Here is a 13,821-nt window from a genome sequence, read left to right as displayed (position 1 = left end):
AGCTCAGTTCTCCTTGAACGGAAAGCCCAGCGCCCGCAACAGGGCCCGGCCTTCGTCGTCGGTCGTCGCCGAGGTGACGACGGTGATGTCCATACCGCGTGGGCGGTCGATGCTGTCCACGTCGATCTCGTGGAACACCGACTGCTCGGTCAACCCGAACGTGTAGTTGCCGGTGCCGTCGAACTGCTTGGGCGAAAGCCCGCGGAAGTCGCGGATACGCGGCAACGCAATCGAGATCAACCGATCGAGGAACTCCCACATCCGGTCGCCGCGCAGCGTGACGCGGGCGCCGATCGGCATGCCCTCGCGCAGCTTGAACTGTGCGATCGACTTGCGGGCCCGGCGCACCTCCGGCTTCTGGCCGGTGATGAGCGCGAGATCGTTGACGGCGCCGTTGATCAGCTTGGCGTCGCGAGCGGCGTCACCGACGCCCATGTTGACGACGACCTTGACCACGCCGGGGATCTGCATGACGTTGCCGTAGCCGAACTCCTGTCGGAGCGAATCCCGGATTTCTTGGCGGTAGCGCTGCTTGAGGCGCGGAAGGGACTTCTCTTCCTGGGCAAGCGAAGCGCCAGTATCGGTATCAGTGGTCATGAGATGTCCTTGCCGTTGGTCTTGGCGATGCGGACCTTCTTGCCGGTCTCGTCGTCCCTGCGGTACCCGACGCGGGTCGGCTTACCGTCGGAGTCGACGACCATCACGTTGGACACGTGGATCGGGGCCTCCTGGGTGACGATGCCGCCGGATTGGGCGCCGCGCTCGTTGCTCGACACCGCGGTGTGCTTCTTGATCCGGTTCACACCCTCGACGAGCACCTTGTTGCGGGTCGGGTAGGCCACCAGCACCTTGCCCTTGGCGCCCTTGTCCTTACCGGAGATCACCAGCACGGTGTCGCCTTTGTGGACCTTCATCTACAACACCTCCGGGGCGAGCGAGACGATCTTCATGAAGCGCTTCTCGCGCAGTTCACGGCCGACCGGGCCGAAGATGCGCGTGCCGCGCGGATCGTTGTCGGGCTTGATGATGACCGCGGCGTTCTCGTCGAACTTGATGTAGCTGCCGTCGGCGCGGCGGCGCTCCTTGACGGTGCGCACGATCACGGCCTTCACGATCTCGCCGCGCTTGATGTTGCCGCCGGGTATGGCTTCCTTGACGGTCGCCACGATGACATCGCCGATGCCGGCGTAGCGCCGCCCGGAGCCGCCGAGCACCCGGATGCACAGGATCTCCCGTGCGCCGGTGTTGTCGGCGACCTTCACCCGCGATTCCTGCTGAATCACTCGATCTCCTCGACCTGGTATTTGTATGCACGCCAGATACCGACCTGGACGTACGCGGTCTTGCTGTCACCGAAGGGCACGCGGGGCCTATCCGGGACGGATCGGCCGAGGTCTGCCCAAGGCAACCGCCTAATACTAGGTCACGACCTGCGCTGAACCAAATCCGTCGCCTTACCGCCGACTCGCCGCCACTCGCCGCCGAACGTGGGTTACCAGCACGCTTTGCGCCCGGTCAGCGTGCGTCGACCCCACTCTCGGCGTTCAGGCGTCGGCCACGCAGCGGAAGCCGATGTGGGTGGTCGCGCTGTCCTGCGACTGCGGTGACCGCGCCGAGGGCCGGTAGCGGTGGCAGTACTCGGGGGCGCACAGGTGCGAGCCGCCCTTGAGGGCCTGGTGAACGGCCGGATCGGCGGGTCCGCTCGGTGTGCAGCAGGCCTTCGGCGGCTCGTCGAGGCGGTGATGGCCCTGAAACCGCGTCGTCGTCCACTCCCACACGTTGCCGATCATGTCGACCAGGCCGAACGCGTTGGGCGGAAACGTGCCGACCGGCGACGTGCCGATCCAGCCGAGGGCGCCGGTGTTGCGGTACGGGAAGTCGCCCTGCCAGATGTTGGCCATCACCTGCCCGCCCGGGCTCACCTCGTCTCCCCAGGAATAGGTCGACGTCGTCCCCCCGCGGGCGGCGAACTCCCACTCGGCCTCGGTGGGTAGCCGGCGACCGGCCCAGCGTGCGTAGGCGGCGGCGTCCGGATAGGCCACCTGCACGACGGGGTGGTCCGCGCGGTCCTGCCACGACGGCCCGTCGGGCCCCAACGGGTGCCGCCAGCACGCCCCCGGCGTCCACGCCCACCACTGCCGCCAGTCGCGCAGGTCGACGGGCCCGGATGTGGGTCGAAACACCAACCCGCCCGGAACCAGGTCCTCGGCCGAGGCGCCCGGGTAGAGCGCCGGATCCATCGGCCGTTCGGCGACGGTGCGGTAGCCGGTCTCGGCGACGAACGCGGCGAACTGGGCGTTGGTCACCGGATGGCGCTCGACGGCGAACGCGGCGACCGTGACGGTGTGCGACGGCGCCTCTTCCGGATAGAACTGCGTCGAGCCCATCCGGAAGGACCCGCCCGCCACCTCGACGAGCTCGGTGCGCATGAGCTCAGGGTAGAACGACGGTGAAGTCGGCCATCAGGGGTGAGGTCATCGGGTCGAAGTGCGGGGTGTCGGCCGGCCCTTCGACGTGGATGGCGACGAGATAGTTGTTCGTGTTGGTCCAGATGTGCGCGATGCGGTCACCGAATTCGACGGCGTCCGCTGTCGCGCCCGACCACATCCCCAGCAGCTTCTGCCCGCTGTAGCCGCACAGTTCGGCAGGTAACACGCTGACGCTGCTGACGTTGGCCCCCGCCATCGCGTCGTTGACGTACTTCTCGAATGCCTCAGCCGGATCCAACTGTGTGCGCGCAATCGTCACTGTCGCCGAAAGCCCGTCCGGGCCCTGCAGTTTCGCGCCGATGTCACCGTCGCCCGCCGACGTGGACCAGCCCTCCGGCAGGGCGACGGTGATCCTGGGTGCCGCCGGGTCGTCGACCTTCGCGACCACGCCGACCGGCGGCGGGTCGGGAGGTTCGCAGGTGGCCTCCCCCGCGGGCACCGGTGTGCGCGTGGTGGGGGCGATGCCGGGTTCGGGAAGTGTGATCTGCGGCGTCGGGATGGCCCGCGTCGACGGCGTCGACGTGGCGGGGACGGCGATATCGGCGGGCACCGGCATGCCTTCGCTGGTCCTGTCGCAGGCGGTGAACACGACGGCGCCGAGGCCGAGCGCGGCCAGCGCCGCCCACCGGGTGCTCATCAGTCCTTCGCCACTGTCAATCGCTTCAGTCCTTCGCCACTGTCAATCGCTTCAGTCCTTCGCAAAAGCGCGCGCGAACTCACGTTCGACATCGACATACGGCTGGCCCGAGACATCGACGTTCACCTGGGCGATGGTGCCGCCGGTGAACGCGAAAGGTGGTTTGTAGGAGCTTGATACCGGTGAGCCAGTATTGCGGCCGACGCCGAGTGCGGCGCCCGCGAGGCCGAACGTTCCCGGGTGGATCTTCATCCCGGTCATCGTGGCCACCTCGGCGTCGTCGATGTAGAGCGCGGCGTCGCCGATCGGGGTATGGCTGCCCTCGACCGTGCCGGTCCGGGTGAACGCGACACCGAACCTGTGCCGGCCCGCTGGCACGGTGTCACGCGACGACAACTTCTGCTCGTCTTCACCGAGGAAGTTGTAGACGTAGTGCAGCCGGCCGTCCTGCAGGAACAGCGCGTGTCCACCATGTGCCGCACCGTGTTTGAACACCACGCCTTGGGCGTCGGTGCTCTCGGTGGTGACCTCGGCGATGACGACGAACGACCGACCCGCGATCTCCACGGCGGCGCCCGTCCCGACCTCGGCGGCCCCCGGATAGTACACGTAGCTGTCCCGGGCACCGGCCAGGCTCGGCCGCCACCGGCCGATGGTTTCGAACACGTCGAGGTCCCCGAGGGGAAGACCGTTGTACTTGTCGGCCTCGCTGAACCACAGCGCCTTGAGTTCTTCGAGCTTCTCCGGGTGCTCGGCGGCCAGATCACGGGTTTGGCTGCGGTCGGCCTCGATGTGATAAAGCTCCCAGCGGTCCTTGTCGAAATGTGACCAGCCCGCCGGTGACGCCGGGTGCACCGCGTTCGCGAACCACCCCTTGTGCCAGATCCCGCGGGTACCCAGCATGGTGTAAAACTGTGTCTCCTTACCGGTCGGCATATCCGGATCGGTAAGGGCCACTTTGAAGCTCATCCCGTCGAGTGGCTTCTGGGGTATCCCCTTGACGGTGGCGGGTGGGGTGATCTCGAGCAGGTCGTACACCGTCGGGGTGATGTCACAGACGTTGACGTAGTTGTCGCGCACCTCCCCGTGCGCACGGATGCCCTTGGGCCAGGAGATGATCGCCGTATCGGCAATACCACCCTCGTGGGACGCGTAGCGCTTGAACAGTTTGTAGGGCGTGTTGAACGCCATCGCCCAGCCGATCGGATAGTGGTTGTAGGTCTCGGGCCCGCCGAGGACGTCGAGGACTTTCAGCCCGTCCTCGACGGTGTCGATGTAGCCGTTGAAGAACTTGACCTCGTTCACCGAGCCGTTCGGGCCGCCCTCGCCGCTGGCGCCGTTATCGGAGATGACCACGATGATGGTGTTGTCGAGTTGGCCGGACTGCTCCAAATAGTCCAGCACGCGGCCGATTTGGTCGTCTGTGTAGGACAGGAACCCGGCGAACACCTCGGCCATCCTGGTGAACAGCTTCTTCTCGTCATCGTCGAGTTCGTCCCAGGGCCGCACCGTATCCTGCTCCGGCCACTTCTGGCCGTCCGGGCCCGTGACATCCAGATACGGGTTGATCGCCGAGAGTTCGGTATCCGGCGGAACGATGCCGAGCCGTTTCTGGTTCTCCAGCACCACTTCGCGGTAGTGCTCGTAGCCCATGTCGAACTTGCCCGCGTACCGGTCCGACCACTCCTTGAACACGTGATGCGGCGCATGCCCGGCGCCGGGACACAAGTAGGTGAACCACGGCTTGTCGGGAGCGATCACCTTGGCATCGCGAATGAACTCGATTGTCTTGTCGGCGAGGTCTTTAGACAGGTGGTAGCCGTCCTCCGGGGTGCTCGGCGGCGCGACGGGATGGTTGTCGTAGACGAGGTCGGGATACCACTGGTCGGTCTCACCGCCCATGAACCCGTAGAACCGCTCGAACCCGCGCGACAGCGGCCAATGTCGTTTGGTAGACGCCAGATTCGACTCCTCGAGCGGTGTCATGTGCCACTTGCCAACCGCGTAGGTGTTGTAGCCGTTCTCGGCGAGCACTTCGGACAACAGCGCCGAGTCATGCGGGATGCGCCCGCTGCAGCCGGGAAACCCGTCGGTGAACTCTTCGACGGTGGCCATGCCGACCGTCGTCGGGTTGCGGCCGGTGAGCAGTGCGGCGCGGGTCGGCGAGCACAACGCGGTGGTGTGGAACTGTGTCAGCCGAACACCGCGATCGGCGATGCGGCTCATGGTTGGCATCTCGACCAGACCGCCGAAGCAGTCCCACGTGGCGATGCCGACATCGTCCCAGACGAGGTACAAGACGTTGGGCGCCCCCTCGGGCGCCACCGGTGCGGCGTACGGCCCCCAGTCGGGTTCGGAATCTCGGATGTCGAGTTCGATTTTGCCGTGAAATTCCGTCGCCATGGCCCGCACGCTACACGCGCGCGGCGACGGTTTGCTAAGGAATCGGCGACGTTGCGATCACGGGTTTCTTGTTCAGCCACCACTGCACGAGACCCAATGGAATCACCCAGCCCAGCCAGCCCACGGTGCCGGCCACGAACCAGAGGAAGCGCTCCTGGTTGCCGCCAAACACAGTGTCCTGCAACGGATCGAACGTGATGAAAACGATGGGCGACCAGACTCGGTTGGTGATGATCGAAAACGTCAGCGTCGCACTGCGAATCATGTGCCGTCGATGCTCGGCGAAATCCCGCTGCCGTGCCGCCAGGAATCCGTTGACCGTGAACCAGAGCCACAGCGTGCCCAGCACGACGTTGCTGACCGCCAGTACCGGACCGAACGGCGTGGCCGCTCCGATGACGATGGCCGACGCGGCGGCCGGAATCATCGTACCGACATAGACGCGGCCGGTGCGCCGATGCAGGGTGGGGTGGCGGCGACGCAGGCCGGGCCAGAGTTGGGCGACGGCAGTCACCATCGCGAGGCTGCCCAACATGACGTGGGCAACCAACAACGGGTAGTGCAGGGCGAACGTCGCCGGTACCCGGGTGTCGCCGCTGAAGTACGGCCGCAGCGAGTAGACCAGAAACGCTGTGACGACCACGAGCAGCGCTCCGGCGAGCCGCCGGCCGGGGATTGTTTTTGCGTATGGCATACGCAGGAAACGTACGGCATACGCACCCCAGCGTACAATCGTTTATGCTGGCGAGAAATGACCGAACCTCTGCCCCGCGCGCTGGAGATTTTGTGGCGCGAACCGCGCGCACCCCGACGCTCAGCAGGGCTGAGCCGTGAACGCATCGTCGATGCGGCCATTGCGGTGGCCGACGCCGATGGTCTGGGCTCGCTGTCGATGGCCCGGTTGGCCGAGCGTCTCGGTTGCGGCACGATGTCGCTGTACCGGCACGTCGCCAACAAGGATGAGCTGTTGACTTTCATGCTGTCGGCGGCCACGCGACAACCACCTAGCCTCGACCCATCGGATTGGCGTGCGGCGCTAAGTGATTGGGCTATGGGCTTGTGGCAGCTCTACCACCGGCACCCGTGGATTCTGCAGGCCAGCGTCGCGGGCCCGCCCGCCGATCCGGGCCAGGTGGCTTGGCTGGATGCAGGCCTGGCGGCGTTGGGCCGTACCGGGATGGCCGAACGCGACAAGCTCGCGGCGGTGTTGGTCGTGCTGCACTTCGCGCGGGGCGCAGCGGCGGTACACCTTGAAGCCAGTCATGTCGACAGCCCGGACTACCCCGCGCTGCTTCGCCGGGTGATCGACACGGATCGGTTTCCCGCGTTGAGCGCGGCGCTGGCGGACGGGGTGTTCGACGACGCCGACACCGACCGCGAGGCCGACTTCCGGTCGGGGTTGCGTCAACTGCTCGACGGCATCGCGACCCGGGTGAAGTAGCCGCGGTTAGGCGTTCGGTGACACGTCGTTGACCCGGTAGAGCCGCCAGTCGGGTTGGCTGTCACCGTTGTTCGGGATTTCGAGCTCGAGCGTGGCGATATCGGCGCCGGTGTCGTACAGCGTCGGGTACCGCAGGTTCAGCGCGTCCGCGGTGCCACGGCCCTCCCGTGGGATCGCGAGCATGTACCTGACGCTGTGGGCGGTCGGCGCGTTCAGCACCGCGGTGAAGTCCGGATCGGAGGGCACCACGAACATTCGCGGGCGACTCGAGGCCGCCAGGATGGCGAACCCGTACTCGGTGTCGACGATGACCGAACCGTCCGGAAGGTCGAGCCGTTCAAGGTAATCGGCGATCTCACGTTCGGTGGAAAAGCTGGCGGCGACCCGGTGCTCGATGGCTTTGCGCTCGTCGACGCTGTCGGGCTGCGGTGCCAGCACCGCGCCGAGCGCGTACTCCTGGGGCGCGTACTCGGGCTGTCCCATCCCCCACGCGGTGACGGGTATGGCGACCGCGAACGCCGCTGCCACCGGGGCGTAAACGGCCCAGGACCGCCGTCGCCCGGCCGCCCCAGCTGCGGGCCGCGCCGTGGCGAACTTACCGCGTCGCTTGGCGGGTGCCAGCACGCCATCGGGCACGGCGAGCATCGCCAGGCACGCCGCAAGCGGGACCGCGATGATGTAGAACCGCAGAAACGGAAACGTGGACCCGGTGGCGTAGCTGATGGTCTGAAATGCCAGCGCGGCACCGAATATCGCGACCGGTGGAGCCAGCACATGCCAGTCGGGTGCGCGTCGTCGGCGTGCCACAGCGAGGATGGTAAGTGGCATCAATGTCGGCGCCAACAAGGTGATGCAGATCGCCGCGAAGGTGAGCCCCTCACCGAAATTGGGTGCGCTGTGGCCGGATTGCTCGAGGATGGCGGCGTTCCCGTACTGCGAGGTGAACTGTCCGAACGCCTCGCCGGTGATCAACCAGCTGACCCCGGCCCAGCCGAGGAAGGCTGCCAGGCCCGGACCGCTGACCATGACCATGTCCAGCAGCGCGCGGCGCAGCCGGGGGACAGGACGGGCGCGCAGATAGGTCGTCCCACCCACCAGTACGCCGGCAGCCGCGATGCAGGCCACAGCGTCGTATCGGGTCAGGTAGGCCAGGCCCATCGCGATGCCGCCCGCCGTCACCAGGTGGTGAACGTCGTCGTCGAACATCCACATGATGAGCCGCCGCACCGCCCAGGACATGAAGAACAGGAACGGCGCCTCGCTCATGCCGTTGGCGCCGTAGAAAATGATCATCGGGTTGAGCGCGAACAACGCCGTGATCGCCAGCACGTAGGTGCGTGGTAGTCCGCGGTCGGTGCCCATGCTCATGATTTGGATGACCGCACCGGCCATGAAGACCGCCGACATGATGGTTCCGGAGAATGCCCGTTCCGCCATATCCGGCCACACCGGGCTGGCGGCGATTGCCGGTATCTGCACCACTGCGGTCAACGGCGTGAAGATGAACCCGATTGCGGCCAGGTGCGGGTCGCGGCTGAACAGCACCGCCTGAGCCGCCGAGACCCGCGCCAGCGCGTCGCCCATGATGAACCCGTTTTGGACCTGAAGCCAGTAACCGACGGCCAGGTAGGCGGTCAGCGCCATCAGAAAGATGATCGCGCGGAGCCGACGGTTCGACCACCCGGCCATGGTCATGTGGACCCGTCGTCGTCATCGGGTTGTTCGGCGAGGCCGTGAAAAGTCTTCTCCCAGTACGACGGATTACGCACCAGCTGATAGCAGCCCTTGGCGGCGGCGATGCTCATCATCAACCAGAAGGCCGGCACGGTCAGCGCCGCCAGCAGAAGGTCGGATCGGTCGTCTTCGCGCAGCGCGATCAGGTTCATGTAGAGGGTGGTGGCGTTCCCCAGCACCAACGCGATCAACGCGGGAAAGTAGACGAACGCCGGGAACACATCCTCGACGACCGCGGGCTGGCCGAGGAACCACAAGAGCGTGATCAGCCAGAACGCCAAGTTCAGCACGGCGACGATCGGCGTACCGCCCAACACCAGGTTGAACCGGACGAATCCGCGCAGCCCGATGGTGCGGAACAGTTGGACCGGCTGCCGGATATGGACCAGCCAGGTCTGCAAATATCCCTTGTACCAACGAGATCGCTGGCGAATCCAGTTGATCGGATCGCTGTTGGCTTCCTCGAGGGTACTCGAATCGATGACGGCCGTATGGTAACCGTGCGCGGCGATACGCAGTCCGAGGTCGGCGTCTTCGGTGACATTGAAAGGATCCCAGGCGCCGATCTCGTCTAATACGCTGCGCCGCAGATGGTTCGACGTGCCTCCCAAGGGGATGGGCGACGTGCTCATCATCATGCCTGGCAGCAGGTAGCCGAACCACAGCGCGTACTCTGCGGTGAACCAGGCGGTCAAGATGTTCTGGTGGCCGTTGTAGTACACCAGCTTCGCCTGCACGCATGCGGTCTTCTCTGAGAGGCGGCGAAACGCAGCGACCACCCGTCGAAGCTGCAACGGTTCGGGCATGTCCTCGGCGTCGTAGATCGTGACGATGTCGCCGGTGGCGAAGTGCAGACCGTAGTTGCACGCCTTCGGTTTCGTGCGCGGTTCCGCGGGCGGAACCAACAGGATGGTGATCGCATCGGATTGTTCACATGCCTTGGCGGCGTTGATGGTCACGGCGTCATCGGCCTCGAGCAGCAACAGCACCTGGAGTTTGTCTCGCGGGTACTCCAGCGCGGCCATCGATCCGATCAGGTCGCCGACGACCTCGGGTTCGTTGTAGGCGGGCACCAGGATCGTGTAGCGCGGCAGTTCATGGTCATCGAGCGCGCGTGCCTCCTCGTCGGATATGACTATCGCGCGCGAGGCCAGCCCCTCGCGAAAGATCAGTACCCGGTCGAGCATGGTCAGCAGGTAGGCGAGCGTACACGCGGCGACGAGCACCACCGCCGTCGTCATCGGTTTCCAGACAACGCCGATGACCACGACAGCGAGCGCGGCCCACAGCATCCACCGTTGCCATCGCACGAGCGGACTCGACGCAGAATGCATCGGATTGTCTTCGCGCAGGCCTTCAATCGCGCGGTGTAGTGCACGCGTCTGCGCTGTTTCGGGTGTCCCGGCGGCGGCCGCGTCGATGTTCGTGGTCATCGGTGCCCCGCCGCCATGAATTGCGCAGCCACCAGCGCACGGCCGAACTCGGTCAACAGGTCACTGTCTTTGAACCCCGGCGAGTCGTCGCTGAGTACAGCGTTACCCCGGAACAACATCGTGATCAGCGTCCGCAGTGTGGACGCCATGCTGTCGGACGGTGTCGGGAACAGTGCGTCGGGTTCATGGTTGTCGACCGCGAAGACCGTGATGCGTTGGCCGACCTGCGAGTCGCGCCAACCGAAAGTCAGCCCGGTCCAGGTGATGAGCAGCTTGTCGTCGACCACTGAGTAGAGGGATCCCGTGACGCCGGACCCGAGGTCGATACGCTCGGCCGGGCTGAGCCTCGCTTCGGCGAGTTCGTAGAGCACTCGCATCGGATAGATTTCGAACGCAAACGGGCGCGCGGTCACGATGCTGTCGACCACGAGCGTGCGGGGCCGCGCGTACTTGTCGAAGCGGGGATCCCCGGTGCTGGCCGTCATCCGTTGTCGGGTGAGCACGGTGCCACCGCCGTAGAACCGATGTACCCAGTCGAAATTCTCGTAGCCCGTTGAGGTCCAGCCCGGTGGTGCGACCAGCGGCTGTCCCGCGACGGGCCGGCCGGGGGCGGTGCCGGAGAGCCGCGACGCGGTGGCATCGACCGGCACGGAAAAAATTGTCAGCACGATCGCCACCGCGATCACCAGTGGTACTGCGCTCCAAACCTGCCCGGCGGCAAGGGGTTCCACCTTGCGGTCCAGGACGCGTTTGGGCAGGCCACGCCGGGACTGAAAGTACATGGCGATACCGACCACCGATATGGCGGTGAGCGCGGGCACCTGTTGGTACACCCACACGGGTGCGGAGTTGAAGAACAACCCGATCGCGATGAGCGTGGCGAAGCCGACACCCCATGCCGCCGCCGACCCGATGAACCCGCGCCGGAAGGTGCGTCCGACACCGATACCGGTGCCGATCGCCGCGATGATCAGAGTGGATGCGCCCGCGGCGAATTTCCCGCCGCCCAGAAACACCACCGACAGGTAGTACGGCAGCGAGAACACCATGAACATCAGCCCCCACACCCACGCGAAGCGGATGACCGGGCGCAGGCCGAAAAGCACGATGCTCGAACTGAGCACGAACAACCACATCGCCACCAGATCGAGCCGCAGCAAATAGAAATACAGTGCGAATCGCGGCACCAGCACCGCCTGGACCAATACGGCCAGTACCAGCCCCATGCTGCCGACGATGATGTCGGTCTGGCGGTCATGAATCGGCAATTCGGTGCGGTGCCGACGCGCCACGCCGATCGCCACCAGCACCGCTGCCGCAGGCACCACCCACACGTATCCGCCGACGCCCTCGTTTCGGGTGGTCCGGATGACGCTGGCAATGCTGTCGTGAAATGCCACGGCGGTGCAGGCCACGATGAACGCCCACCGCACCGCCAACCGGTACGACGGGTGCAGGGAGTACCACCACGACAGAAGTGACCGTATGGTTGAGGCCGCGCGGTCTGCCGTCGCGGTGCTCATGGTCGGCCTCGGGCCCGCCTGTTGCGCAACACGATCAGCGTGACACCCACGACGAGCAACACTCCCATGCCGCCCAGGAACACCCACGACCACCGGATGCGGTCTTCTGCGGTGGCCTCTTGCGACCGTTGCTCAGCATCGGTGGCCACCACGACGGGACTTTGGTCGGGCATCGCGATGAGCGCGTTACCGCCGACCCGCGACCAACGTTCGACATCCGAGTTGATCCAGTTCAGCAGATCGTCGAGCTGTGCAGAGCCGTTGTTGGAGGTGGCGATCAGCAGGGTACGGTCACCGTCAACGACCGTCTGCAGCGATCCGAACGGGCGCGCAGGATCCAGCGTGACCGTGCCCTCTTCCCCGGTCCCGTCGACGTTCGATACGGTGATCTGTCCTTGCGTATCGATGTTGACGGGCAACGTGATCCGGTCATCAGACCATCCTTCGGCGCTTACCAACACGGCCGGGTTGGTCGAGCTGATCGCGTCGTCGACTGAGGTGACAGTGGGTCCGATGCGCAGCGCGCTGAGCCGCTGCAGGGCGACCAGAAGGGCCACCGCGCGCCGGGTGTCGTCGAACCCGCCGTCGATGCCGACGTTCAGCCGTGGCATCAACGCCTGCGGTACCGACTGGAACCCGCCGGGCACCGGTGGTTTCGCCGCGGCGCTTTGCACCGGGCTGTCGCCGTCGATGGTGAGGGTGATCGGCTGGAATTCGCCGCAGCGGCCGGTGTTTCCGGCGATCCTGACCGCGACGCCAAGGTTGATGTAGCGCTGCAGCAGGTGATCGGGGACGTCGATCCAGCGATCGATGTTTCCCGACCCGTCAGTGGGCCACTGGTCGATGGTCTCACCGGCGACGGACGCGACGAGGTCGCCGCCGACCGGCGACGGCAGCGGCGTGTACGAACCGCGCAGGTGCACGCGGATGTTGTGCGCGGAGCGGCCGAGACGTGTCTGGTCCAGGCCGATCGTCACCTGCGGCGCCAACGCTGTCGCGTTCACCCCGGGTTGACCGAGTTCGCGCAGCGAGGTGACATCGGCCGGCAAGACCGGACTGGACCGAAGCGGTCCCGCTACGGCGCTCGAGCTCAGCGCGAGCCGTCCGACATCGCTGGACAGCAACCGCACCTGATCGGAAAGCGCGTCAGCAGAACCGGTTATCTGCAGAACCGGCACGCCGGTGTCACCCTGGAGCGCGACACCGGCGTCTGGGCTTTCCCGGATGACGACGTGGCGTTGCATCGGCGCCGACGGTTCGACGGGTGCATCCTGTTCGGCTTCAAGCGGGCTCACCGTCACTTCGGGATACTGCTGGCCGTAGTGGGCGACGACCGCGGTCGCCAACCGTATCGCCGCCTCGGACTCGGCGCGTGTCGGTGCCGCCGGCAAATACATGTTGAGCTGGCGCAGCACCGGCGGCAGAAAGTCAGCGACCGTGGTGGGCGCCGCTTCTACGCCGGTGTAGCGCACGGCGGTGTTGACCAGTCGCAGCGGGTTCGACGGATCCAGACAGTAGCCCTCGATCGGAACCAGGTAACTTCGCAGCGTCACCGTCGCCGCATTGTCCTCGATCCGCACCCCGGTCAACGGAATCGCCACCGGCCCGCCCTCAGGCGGCAGCGGCACCCGCGAAAGCGTGCGGTCGCCTTGCATCGCGGTGACGGTGCCGACCCCCACGTTGACCGGCATCTCCACCACCGCGTCGACACTCTCGGGGACCAGACCCCGGGGCACCGGAACGGTAATCGGCATCACGCCCTGGTCACCGTAGAACGCCAACGTCGACGTCGCACCGAGGACGTTCAGGCCGAGGCTGGGCGCGTCGGCCACCACGCCCCCTTCACCGGGTTGCGGCCACGCCGACGGGGCCGTGAGAGCCAGCACCAGCCCCACGCCACACACGGCGCTGACGCACTTCGACCAAAACTGTGGATTCCCCCGAGTCACAGCAAATCAGTATGCCCAACATTCAGGCGGTGACAGTCAAATACGAACTTTCCGGGCGTTGGATGTCTACCGGCTGCTGATCGACCCGCCCGAACGCCTGCCGGTCGTCCTCCTCGGTCTCCATCCGGCAGTAATCGCCGACGATCAGCTTGAACTGCTCACGCGTGGACTGACAGTCATTTACGCTCCTAACGCCACGGCGAGTGTCGGGT

12 protein-coding genes are annotated in these 13,821 nt (G+C 65.9%); 1 reads left to right on the top strand and 11 read right to left on the bottom strand.

The window, feature by feature from the left end:
* Positions 1-3: 3 nt before the first annotated feature.
* The 7 genes from rplE to ABQF13_RS11040 form a co-directional block, all read right to left on the bottom strand.
* Positions 4-597 carry a 50S ribosomal protein L5 gene (rplE, locus tag ABQF13_RS11070; RefSeq protein ID WP_448392790.1) on the bottom strand — a complete coding sequence of 198 codons (594 nt, stop codon included), beginning with the start codon at positions 595-597 and terminating at the stop codon, positions 4-6.
* Positions 594-914: a 50S ribosomal protein L24 gene (gene rplX, locus ABQF13_RS11065; RefSeq protein WP_448392789.1), complete on the bottom strand. Its 321-nt coding sequence runs from the start codon at positions 912-914 to the stop codon at positions 594-596. Before rplX ends, rplE begins: the two co-directional genes overlap by 4 nt.
* A complete protein-coding gene (gene rplN / locus ABQF13_RS11060; protein WP_128107848.1) occupies positions 915-1,283 on the bottom strand; it encodes a 50S ribosomal protein L14 in 369 nt (122 codons plus the stop codon). It abuts the gene before it with no gap.
* 261 nt (positions 1,284-1,544) lie between these two features.
* Positions 1,545-2,429 carry a formylglycine-generating enzyme family protein gene (locus ABQF13_RS11055; protein WP_448392788.1) on the bottom strand — a complete coding sequence of 295 codons (885 nt, stop codon included), beginning with the start codon at positions 2,427-2,429 and terminating at the stop codon, positions 1,545-1,547.
* A gap of 4 nt (positions 2,430-2,433) precedes the next feature.
* A complete protein-coding gene (locus tag ABQF13_RS11050; RefSeq protein ID WP_448392787.1) occupies positions 2,434-3,126 on the bottom strand; it encodes a hypothetical protein in 693 nt (230 codons plus the stop codon).
* 51 nt (positions 3,127-3,177) lie between these two features.
* On the bottom strand, positions 3,178-5,529 hold the full coding sequence (locus ABQF13_RS11045) for an arylsulfatase (protein WP_448392786.1): 2,352 nt from the start codon (positions 5,527-5,529) through the stop codon (positions 3,178-3,180).
* Positions 5,530-5,563: 34 nt separating this feature from the next.
* A complete protein-coding gene (locus ABQF13_RS11040; RefSeq protein WP_448392785.1) occupies positions 5,564-6,223 on the bottom strand; it encodes a DUF2306 domain-containing protein in 660 nt (219 codons plus the stop codon).
* A gap of 57 nt (positions 6,224-6,280) precedes the next feature.
* Here ABQF13_RS11040 and ABQF13_RS11035 point away from each other — a divergent pair, with 57 nt between their 5' ends.
* Complete coding sequence (locus tag ABQF13_RS11035) at positions 6,281-6,970, top strand: TetR/AcrR family transcriptional regulator C-terminal domain-containing protein (RefSeq protein ID WP_448392784.1); 690 nt, start codon at positions 6,281-6,283, stop codon at positions 6,968-6,970.
* A gap of 6 nt (positions 6,971-6,976) precedes the next feature.
* On the opposite strand, the gene ABQF13_RS11030 is transcribed toward ABQF13_RS11035, so the two are convergent.
* From ABQF13_RS11030 to ABQF13_RS11015, 4 genes are read right to left on the bottom strand one after another with little or no spacing between them, the layout of a single operon-like run.
* Positions 6,977-8,659: an ArnT family glycosyltransferase gene (locus ABQF13_RS11030; protein ID WP_448393128.1), complete on the bottom strand. Its 1,683-nt coding sequence runs from the start codon at positions 8,657-8,659 to the stop codon at positions 6,977-6,979.
* Between the two features lie 2 nt (positions 8,660-8,661).
* On the bottom strand, positions 8,662-10,137 hold the full coding sequence (locus ABQF13_RS11025; RefSeq protein WP_448392783.1) for a glycosyltransferase: 1,476 nt from the start codon (positions 10,135-10,137) through the stop codon (positions 8,662-8,664).
* A complete protein-coding gene (locus ABQF13_RS11020; RefSeq protein WP_448392782.1) occupies positions 10,134-11,660 on the bottom strand; it encodes a hypothetical protein in 1,527 nt (508 codons plus the stop codon). Before ABQF13_RS11020 ends, ABQF13_RS11025 begins: the two co-directional genes overlap by 4 nt.
* A complete protein-coding gene (locus ABQF13_RS11015) occupies positions 11,657-13,546 on the bottom strand; it encodes a hypothetical protein (RefSeq protein ID WP_448392781.1) in 1,890 nt (629 codons plus the stop codon). Before ABQF13_RS11015 ends, ABQF13_RS11020 begins: the two co-directional genes overlap by 4 nt.
* Between the last annotated feature and the right edge of the window lie 275 nt (positions 13,547-13,821).

It is taken from the genome of Mycolicibacterium sp. XJ879, from assembly GCF_053483935.1.
Note: the sequence above shows the minus strand (reverse complement) of the source record. Positions and strands in the feature narration are given on the sequence as shown.

Coding starts and splice junctions, on each gene's coding strand:
- ABQF13_RS11035 (WP_448392784.1), top strand. CDS start 6,281: ATGACCGAACCTCTGCCCCGCGCGCTGGAGATTTTGTGGCGCGAACCG.
- ABQF13_RS11030 (WP_448393128.1), bottom strand. CDS start 8,659: ATGGCCGGGTGGTCGAACCGTCGGCTCCGCGCGATCATCTTTCTGATG.
- ABQF13_RS11045 (WP_448392786.1), bottom strand. CDS start 5,529: ATGGCGACGGAATTTCACGGCAAAATCGAACTCGACATCCGAGATTCC.
- ABQF13_RS11025 (WP_448392783.1), bottom strand. CDS start 10,137: ATGACCACGAACATCGACGCGGCCGCCGCCGGGACACCCGAAACAGCG.
- ABQF13_RS11055 (WP_448392788.1), bottom strand. CDS start 2,429: ATGCGCACCGAGCTCGTCGAGGTGGCGGGCGGGTCCTTCCGGATGGGC.
- rplX (WP_448392789.1), bottom strand. CDS start 914: ATGAAGGTCCACAAAGGCGACACCGTGCTGGTGATCTCCGGTAAGGAC.
- ABQF13_RS11020 (WP_448392782.1), bottom strand. CDS start 11,660: ATGAGCACCGCGACGGCAGACCGCGCGGCCTCAACCATACGGTCACTT.
- ABQF13_RS11040 (WP_448392785.1), bottom strand. CDS start 6,223: ATGCCATACGCAAAAACAATCCCCGGCCGGCGGCTCGCCGGAGCGCTG.
- rplE (WP_448392790.1), bottom strand. CDS start 597: ATGACCACTGATACCGATACTGGCGCTTCGCTTGCCCAGGAAGAGAAG.
- ABQF13_RS11050 (WP_448392787.1), bottom strand. CDS start 3,126: ATGAGCACCCGGTGGGCGGCGCTGGCCGCGCTCGGCCTCGGCGCCGTC.